This is a genomic window from Nocardia sp. NPDC003345 (assembly GCF_053589395.1).
In genome coordinates this window covers 1-8,365 of sequence record NZ_JBSFRU010000296.1, presented here as the reverse complement: position 1 = coordinate 8,365, position 8,365 = coordinate 1, and the positions used below count along the sequence as shown (strand labels likewise).

6 protein-coding genes and 1 pseudogene are annotated in these 8,365 nt (G+C 70.0%); 5 read left to right on the top strand and 2 right to left on the bottom strand.

The features are described 5' to 3' along the window. The coding region (locus ACWDU1_RS25475) for an undecaprenyl-diphosphate phosphatase (RefSeq protein ID WP_450002194.1) at positions 1–568 on the top strand (568 nt) is incomplete at its 5' end. A gap of 44 nt (positions 569–612) precedes the next feature. Here the strand turns inward: ACWDU1_RS25475 and ACWDU1_RS25470 are convergent. Beyond that, positions 613–1,494, bottom strand: a complete 882-nt coding sequence (locus ACWDU1_RS25470; RefSeq protein ID WP_450002192.1) for an LLM class flavin-dependent oxidoreductase — start codon at positions 1,492–1,494, stop codon at positions 613–615. A 137-nt stretch (positions 1,495–1,631) separates the two neighbouring features. Further along, on the bottom strand, positions 1,632–3,311 hold the full coding sequence (ilvD, locus tag ACWDU1_RS25465) for a dihydroxy-acid dehydratase (protein ID WP_450002195.1): 1,680 nt from the start codon (positions 3,309–3,311) through the stop codon (positions 1,632–1,634). 394 nt (positions 3,312–3,705) lie between these two features. Here ilvD and ACWDU1_RS25460 point away from each other — a divergent pair, with 394 nt between their 5' ends. The 4 genes and pseudogenes from ACWDU1_RS25460 to ACWDU1_RS25445 all read left to right on the top strand — a co-directional run. Continuing rightward, a complete protein-coding gene (locus ACWDU1_RS25460) occupies positions 3,706–4,683 on the top strand; it encodes an ornithine cyclodeaminase (protein ID WP_450002190.1) in 978 nt (325 codons plus the stop codon). Further along, positions 4,674–6,023, top strand: coding sequence for an alanine racemase (locus tag ACWDU1_RS25455; protein ID WP_450002188.1), 1,350 nt, complete (start codon positions 4,674–4,676; stop codon positions 6,021–6,023). Before ACWDU1_RS25460 ends, ACWDU1_RS25455 begins: the two co-directional genes overlap by 10 nt. Next, the gene (locus tag ACWDU1_RS25450) at positions 6,020–7,090 is read left to right on the top strand and encodes a PLP-dependent cysteine synthase family protein (protein WP_450002186.1); all 1,071 of its coding nucleotides are present in this window, start codon (positions 6,020–6,022) and stop codon (positions 7,088–7,090) included. Before ACWDU1_RS25455 ends, ACWDU1_RS25450 begins: the two co-directional genes overlap by 4 nt. A 7-nt stretch (positions 7,091–7,097) precedes the next feature. Continuing rightward, a pseudogene (locus ACWDU1_RS25445) lies at positions 7,098–8,228 on the top strand (MATE family efflux transporter); the annotation flags it as partial. Positions 8,229–8,365: the final 137 nt, after the last annotated feature.

Sequence of the window (8,365 nt, the reverse complement as noted above, 5' to 3'; positions counted from 1 at the left end):
GCTGTTCGCGGCGCCCGTCTTCGCCGCGATCTTCCTGACCCTCAACGGTGTCGTGCTCCTGGTCGGTGAGGGCCTACGGCGCCGCAACGAGCCCACACTGGCCGAATACGGCCGCCGCCACGCGCTGCGGCGTAGCCGGGCGAGCGCGGTCACCACCGCCGGCCGCGCACCGCACCGATCCGATCGCCGGCTGGCGGCCCTCGACAACGGCGACGCCCTCGCGATCGGGTTGACACAGCTCGGCGCGCTGCTGACCGGTTTCAGCCGGGCCGGGCTCACCATGGTCGGCGGACTGTGGCGCGGTCTCGAACATCCCGATGCCGCCAAATTCGCCTTCCTGCTGGCGACTCCGGCGATTCTGGGCGCGGGCCTGGTGGAGGCGCCGGAGCTGGCCCGTCCGGCGGCCGCGGCGATCCGCGGGCCGATCCTGGCCGGCGCCGTCGTCTCCGGACTGTCGTCGTGGCTGGCCGTCCGTTATCTGGAGCGCTACTTCCAGACCCGCACGCTGCTGCCGTTCGCGATATATTCGCTGGTCGCGGGCCTGCTTTCGATCGCACACTTCAGCTGAGAACCCGGCCGGACCGAGAGCACCGGGCCGGTGCCGGCCCGCGCTCAGCGGGAACCGATCAGCTCCAGCGTCCGCTCCAGCACCGGCACCCCGGGCGACCCGGGAACCAGGATGAATTCGTCGAGTCCCGCGGCCTCGGCCGCGTCCAGGACCCGGTGCAGCGCGTCGGCCTCGAAGGTTTTCATCGCCGCCGCGGCGGCCGCGGCATTGGCCGACCCCAGGAATCCGAGATACTCCGCGGTGAATTCGCGAAGCACCGCGTCGGGTTCGGCCACCCCCAGGGTGTAGAAGCAGCCGCTCACCAGCCGCGGCGCGCCCCGTCCGGCGTCGGCCCAGGCCCGGCGGGCCGCCTCGGCCGACCACGCGATCTCCGCCGGGGAACCGGCGACACTGAAGGACACCACGCCGTCGGCCCAGCGCGCCGCCCGCGCCAGCGATTTCGGGCCGAGGGCGCCGGCGAGTACGGGCGGACCGCCGGCCTGGACGCACGGCGGGCCCACCGGGTCGGTGCCGTCGAAGGGCGGCTCCCCCGCCCAGAGCGAGCGCAGTTCGGCGACGGCGTGATCCACCCGCTCGTGCCGGCGCTCGGACGCGGCCCCGAGACTGCGATAGTCGGTACCGCGTCCGCCGACTCCTACGCCGAGGGTGAACCTACCTTCGGAGAGGACGTCGATGGTGGCGGCCTGTTTGGCCACCAGCGCGACCGGATGGGCGGGCAGCACGGACAGATTGGCGAAGATCCGGACCCGTTCGGTCAACGCCGCCGCGGCGGCGAGTGTCGTCCACATCTCGGCGTTGTGGAAGGTCATCCGTTCACCACAGGACACACTGGACACCGGTCCGGCATCGGCGAGGCGGCACCATTCCACGGTCGCCGCCCGGTCGTAATCCCGGCACATGGTCGGCAGCGCGATCCCGATATCCATCGCCCCAGCATCGGCCAAGACGCGGCGCAAGGCAAGAACACGTTCCAGTTTGCGGACGACGTGCGCGGCCCGTCGTCGCCTACTCCACCCGCCACCTCATCGACGCCGTACGCTGACGCCGCCGCGGTCCGCGCGGATCAGTCGCAGACCGCGCCGGTGGACGCCGAGCCCACCAGCCGGGCGTATTTCGCGAGCACACCGCGGGTGTACCGGGGCGGCAGCGGCGCCCAGCCTTCGGCGCGCCGGGCCAGTTCCGCGGGCTCCACCAGCAGGTCGAGGGTTCCGGCGCCGACATCGAGACGTATCGGGTCGCCGTCGCGGATATGGGCGATGGGCCCGCCGTCGACCGCTTCCGGGGCGACATGGCCCACGCACAGTCCGGTGGTACCACCGGAGAACCGCCCGTCGGTCAGCAGCAGTACGTCCTTGCCGAGACCGGCGCCCTTGATGGCGGCGGTGATCGCCAGCATCTCACGCATACCCGGGCCGCCCTTGGGGCCTTCGTACCGGATCACCACCACATCCCCGGCCGCGACGGTGCCGTCCTCGAGGGCGTCCATCGCGGCCCGCTCGCGGTCGAACACCCGGGCCGTACCGCTGAAGACATCGGATTCGAAACCGGCCGATTTCACCACGGCACCGCCGGGGGCCAGCGAGCCGCGCAGAATCGTGATGCCGCCGGTCGGGTGGATCGGCGCCGACAGCGCCCGCACGACTTTCCCGTCCGGGTCCGGCGGGGCGATCGCGGCGAGGTTCTCGGCGACCGTACGGCCGGTCACGGTGAGGCAGTCGCCGTGCAGCAGCCCGGCGTCGAGCAAGGCCTTCATCAGGACCGGAACGCCGCCGACCCGGTCGATATCGGTCATCACGTGCTGCCCGAACGGTTTCACATCCGCGAGATGCGGAACCCGGCGGCCCACGCGGGCGAAATCGTCGAGATCCAGCGGAACTCCGGCCTCGTGCGCGATCGCCAGCAGATGCAGGACGGCGTTGGTGGAGCCGCCGAACGCCATCACCACGGCGATGGCGTTCTCGAACGCCTCGAGCGTGAGGATATCGGAGGTGGTGATCCCGCGCCGGATCAGTTCGACCACCGCCTGACCGCTCTTCCGGGCGAAACCGTCGCGGCGCCGGTCGGTGGCCGGCGGCGCCGCACTGCCGGGCAGTGACATCCCCAGCGCCTCGGCCGCGCTCGCCATCGTATTGGCGGTGTACATCCCGCCGCAGGCGCCTTCACCGGGGCAGATCGCCCGTTCGATGGCATCCACGTCCGCGCGGCTCATCAGTCCGCGCGAGCAGGCGCCGACCGCTTCGAAGGCGTCGATGATGGTCACCTCCCGCTCACTGCCGTCGGACAGTTTCGCGATACCGGGCAGGATGGATCCGGCGTAGAGGAACACACTGGCGAGGTCGAGCCGGGCCGCCGCCATCAGCATCCCGGGCAGGGATTTGTCACAGCCGGCGAGCAGCACCGAGCCGTCCAGGCGTTCGGCCTGCATGACGGTCTCGACGCTGTCCGCGATGACCTCCCGCGATACCAGCGAGAAATGCATACCCTCGTGCCCCATCGAGATCCCGTCGGAGACCGAGATGGTGCCGAACTGCATCGGATACCCGCCGGCGGCGAAGACACCGTCCTTACAGCCGCCGGCCAGCCGGTCCAGCGAGAGGTTGCACGGGGTGATCTCGTTCCACGAGGACGCGACCCCGATCTGGGATTTGGTCCAGTCGTCGTCGCCCATACCGACGGCGCGCAGCATCCCGCGGGCCGCGGTTTTCTCCAGGCCGTCGGTGACATCGCGGCTACGGGGTTTCATATCGGGTGCGGTGGGATCGTCGGTCACGCCGCCCATCATCCTCCCCGCGCCGCGCCGTGCCGCGGAACCCCGCCCGGCGCGGTGCCGGGAGATACCGGTTCGCCCGTCCGGCGGCGTTTGCCCTGGACATCGAGGAGCGACAGGCCCGGGTGCCGAAATTTGCGGAAGAGCCCCCGCCGATCCGCGAAACCTGCGAAACACATTGCCCGAGAATATGTTCCGTGCAGTCCATGAAGTCGCCCGGCAGCAGCGGATCGCGCCACCCCCGGCGGGTGCGACATCTCACATACTACTGGTAACGATTGTCATTATCAGTATACTTCGATGCTGCCGGTCCATTGACGACAGGTGAAAGACGTTCCGCCGCAGTCGATTCGCATGACATCGGAGTTCCATGAGCAACGCGCTACACATACTCACCCGCACCGATCTGGCCGATATCGATATCACGCCGGAGGAGGTCATCGAACTCGTCGAAGAGGGCTATCTCGCCTTCGCCCGCGGCAGTTCGGCCTGCCCGGTGAAGCTGATGATGCCGCTACCGGATCCCGGGCGCGATGCCGTGTCCTATTCGATGCTCGGCTACGACGGCTCGCTCGAGCATCTGGCTTTCAAGACCTCCTACCGCCAGGGCAATGACAGCGCGGAGAAGTACTACACGACCATCAGCCTCTACGACGACACCACCGGAGCACCCTTCGCGCTGATGGACTGCCAGCGGGTCGGCGCGGCCCGCACACCCGCCACCACCGCGATCATCGCCAAGCACGCCGCCCGTACCGGCGCCGAGACCGCGCTGATGATCGGCACCGGGGTCCAGGGCCGCAATACGCTGCCCTACCTGCTCACCGCATTACCCGGGCTGCGGCGGTTGCGGCTGTTCGGCACCCACCCCGACGGGATCGCCGCCAGCCGCGCCGCGCTGCATCGCTGGTTCCCCGGCCGCGAACTCGAACTCGTCGACGATGTGCCCACCGCGGCCGCCGACGCCGATATCGTCGTCGTCGCCTCCGGCCGCGCCGCGCACCCGAAGGTGCGCACCGAGTGGCTGCCGCCGGGCGGACTCCTGATCTCGGTGGCGAGCAAGGGTGTCGAAAGCGGTGCGCTGCGCACCGCCGACTACGCGATAGCGACCAGCGCGGGGCAGCTGGGCGTCACCGGCACCCGGCTGGCGGGCGAGGGCGGCGAACTCGTCATCGACGCCGAACTGCCCGATATCGTGGCCGGGCGCGCGCCCGGGCGGCGCGCGCAGTCCGACCGGGTCTTCGCCTTCTCGAGCGGGATGGTGATCACCGATATCCCGGTCGCGCACGCTCTCGCCACCCGGGCCGTGGCGGCCGGACGCGGACAGCGGGTGCGGTTGTGGAGCTGAGTACCGCCCCGGCCGGGCTACCGGCCCTGCCCGCCATCGAACTTCCGTGGCAGCGCCGGGTCCGGGAGGATCCGCATCTGCTGTTCGATATCCATTACGCGGTGGGCGGCCCGTTCCATGTGGTCCACCCGGCCCGCTTCGCCGCCAATCTGCGCGCCTTCCAGGAGGTACTGACCCGGCACCGGGTGGACGGCCGGGTGTACTACGGAAAAAAGGCCAACAAGGCCGGCTGCTGGCTGCCCGTCGTCGCCGAGCTCGGCGCGGCGGTGGATGTGGCCTCCGAACCCGAACTCGTGCACGCCCTGGCCCACGGCGTCCGCGGCCGCGATATCGGCGTCACCGGTGCCGCCAAAACCGACGGGCTGCTGCGCCTGGCGGCCCGCCACGACTGCGTCGTCGCCATCGACGCGCTCGACGAACTCGAACGCGCCGCCGGCATCGCCGCCGGCGCGGGCCGGATGCGGATCCTGCTGCGGCGGCTGCCGCCCTCGGCGCCACACAGCCGCTTCGGCTTCGCGGACCCGGATCTCGAGCGTGCCGTCGCCCGCTGCGCGCAGCTGTGCGACCGGATCGAACTCACCGGATTCTCGTTCCACCTCGACGGATACGCGGTGGCACCACGCGCCGAACTGGCCCACGACATGATCGGCTGGTGCGAGCGGGCCCGATCGCTGGGCCTGCCGGTGACGGCCATCTCCATCGGCGGCGGTTTCGCCTGTCGCTATGTGCGGGAACGGGATTGGGCGGCGTTCACCCGCGACCACACCGCCGAGTGGTTCCACGCCGGCAAGCGGTTCGAGAAGTTCTATCCCTACGCCCAGCAGCCCACCGGCGCGGATATGCTCGACGCCGTACTCGGCCGCGCTTTCCGAGGGCGCAGCCTGGCCGCACATCTACGCGACGCCGGGATCGCCCTGTATCTCGAACCCGGCCGCGCGCTGCTCATCGATGCCGGTTTCAGCGTTTTCCCGGTTCTCGGTTTCAAACAGCACACCGACTACGGCATCACCACCGTGCACGGGCTCAGTATGAGCGTGTCCGAACAGTGGAAAGGTAGCGAGTTCCTGCCCGATCCGGTGCTGGTCCCGCGCACGGCCGAAGCACGGCCACGGCCCGCGGTCACCTGTGTGGGCGGCGCCAGCTGTATGGAATACGACGTGCTCACCTGGCGCAAAGTGGCCCTGGCCCAGCGGCCCCGCCCCGGTGACCTCCTGCTCTATCCGAATACCGCCGGCTATCAGATGGACAAGAACGAGAGCGAATTCCATCAGCTCCCGCTGCCGCCGAAGATCGTGGTGTCCGAGGCGGACGGGCGGCTGCGCTGGAGGCCCGACCGATGACCGCGCACCGGCCCGTGCGTGGTGAGAACGTGGTCCGCTGCGCCTCCGAACTGATCGGTGCCACCCCTCTGCTCGAACTGGTGCGCACCGGATCGGGCAGCAGACTGCTGCTCAAACTCGAACAGTTCAATCCGACCGGGTCGGCGAAGGTCCGGATGGCCCGGGAGATGGTGCTGCAGGCCGAACTCGACGGTGACCTGCGCCCGGGCGGGCATATCGTCGAACCCACCTCCGGAAATACCGGGACCGGACTGGCGCTGCTGGCGCTCGAACGCGGATACACCTTCACCGCGGTGGTCGACGATCACGCCGCGCCGGACAAACTGCGCGCCATGCGGGCGATGGGTGCCCGGCTGGTCACCGTCCCCAGTGCGGGCTCGGGCGGCCCGAGCAGTGTGCGGCGCCGGGCGGTCGCGGCCGAGATCGCGGCCGGCACCGGGGCGTTCCATCCCGACCAGCACAATAATCCGCACAACAACGCGGGCTACCGCGATCTGGCCGGTGAGCTGCGCAAGGATCTCGCGACCGATATCGACTACCTGATCGGCGCGGTCGGTACGGGCGGCTCACTGTGCGGCACGGTGGAGGAACTGCGCCGGTTGGGTTCGGAAGTTCGCGCGCTGGGTGTGGAACCCGTGGGCTCCATCATCTTCGGTGCCGAACCGGGCGGATACTGGCAGACCGGAGCGGGTAGCCCGGCGGGATTCCCGGTGGGCGGCAATGTGAGATACCGGTCGATCGACGAGAACTGCCGGGTCGGTGATATCGACGCGTTCGCCACCGCGCGAGTGGTCGCGCGGCGCACCGGAATCCTGATGGGCGGTACCGGCGGGGCGGCGGTGTACGCGGCGCTGCGCCGGCTGGTCCTGCTCCCGGCCGGCAGCACGGTGGTGGTCCTGGTCTGTGACGCGGGCGAGAAATACCTCGACAGCGTCTACGACGAGGATTGGCTCTCGGCGCGCGGGCTCTACGATCAGGCCGCCCGGCAGCGGGTCATCCGGTTGTTCCGGGCCTACGACGAGTCGGTGCGGCTGGCGAATATCGATATCGAGCGGGCGGGAGCGTGATCCGGCGATGATCCGGCACTGGCACAACTACCGGGCCATCCTGGTCCTCGCGGCGCCGCTGGCCGGCATCCAGCTCGCCCAGGTGGCCCTGACCACCGTAGATCTCGCGATGATGGGCCTGCTCGGTATCGCGTCCGTCGCCGCCGGCGGCCTGGCCCTGCTGCTCTACAACCAGCTGCGCACCATGTGCGTCGGTATGGTCACCGGCGTCGGGAACCTCGTCGCCGCCGCGGCCGGGCGGGGCGAGCAGCGGACCGGCGCGGACCGGCTCGACGACCCGGCGCGAGAAGAGATCCGCGGGTATCTGCGGGCCGCGTTGTTCGTGGCCACCCTGACCGCGGCGGCGGGGGCGGTCGCGCTCGTGGCGCTCGGCGGCGCCCTGCCCTGGCTGGGCCAGGACGAGACGGTGGTCGACCTCGCCCGGCCCATCATCTGGGCGCTGGCCCCCGGGCTGGTTCCCATGCTGTGGCTCAACGTTCTGCGCCAGTTCGCGGTCGGTATGCGCCGCGCGGGGTCGCTGCTACGGGTGACCCTGTGGTCGATCGGGGTGAACGCACTGCTCAACGCGCTGTTCATCTTCGGATGGTTCGGTCTCCCGACACTGGGTCTCGCCGGTATCGGCCTGGCCACCACCCTCGTCCAGTGCTGGACCTTCGGTACCTACCTGGCCCGGCTGCGCCGGGACCCGGTGCTCGGCGACCTGTTGTCGCTGCGGGCCTGGCAGGCCGATCGCGCGACCGTCAGGCGCATCGTCGGGATGGGGACGCCGATATCGCTGACCTACGGGGCCGAGGCGGCGATCACCTCGGTCGCCGCGGTGCTGATCGGCGGTTTCGGTCCGGTGGCGCTGGCCGCGAGCAATATCGTCAATCAGCTCGCCTATATCGTCTACCAGGTCAATATCGGACTGTCCCAGGGTTCCTCGATCCTGGTCAGCCGTACCGTGGGCAAAGGCGATCACACCGCGGTCACCGCCATCGCCCGCCGCACGGTCGGCCTCGGCGCCGCCTTCATGACCGTGGTCGGGCTGGTGTACGTGCTGGCGCCGGAACTGGTGCTGGCGCCGTTCCTCGGGTCACATCACGACGATGCCGCGGTGATCGCCGCGGCCGGAACGCTGCTGTGGTTCGCGATCGTCCAGCAGTACTGCAAGGGTTCGCAGAACCTGTGTATCGGGTTGCTGCGCGGCATCGGCAGCCGGTCTGCCCGATCACCCTCGCCAAGACCATCGCCTCGCTCGACCACCTCTCCGGCGGCCGGGTCACCCTCGGCGCC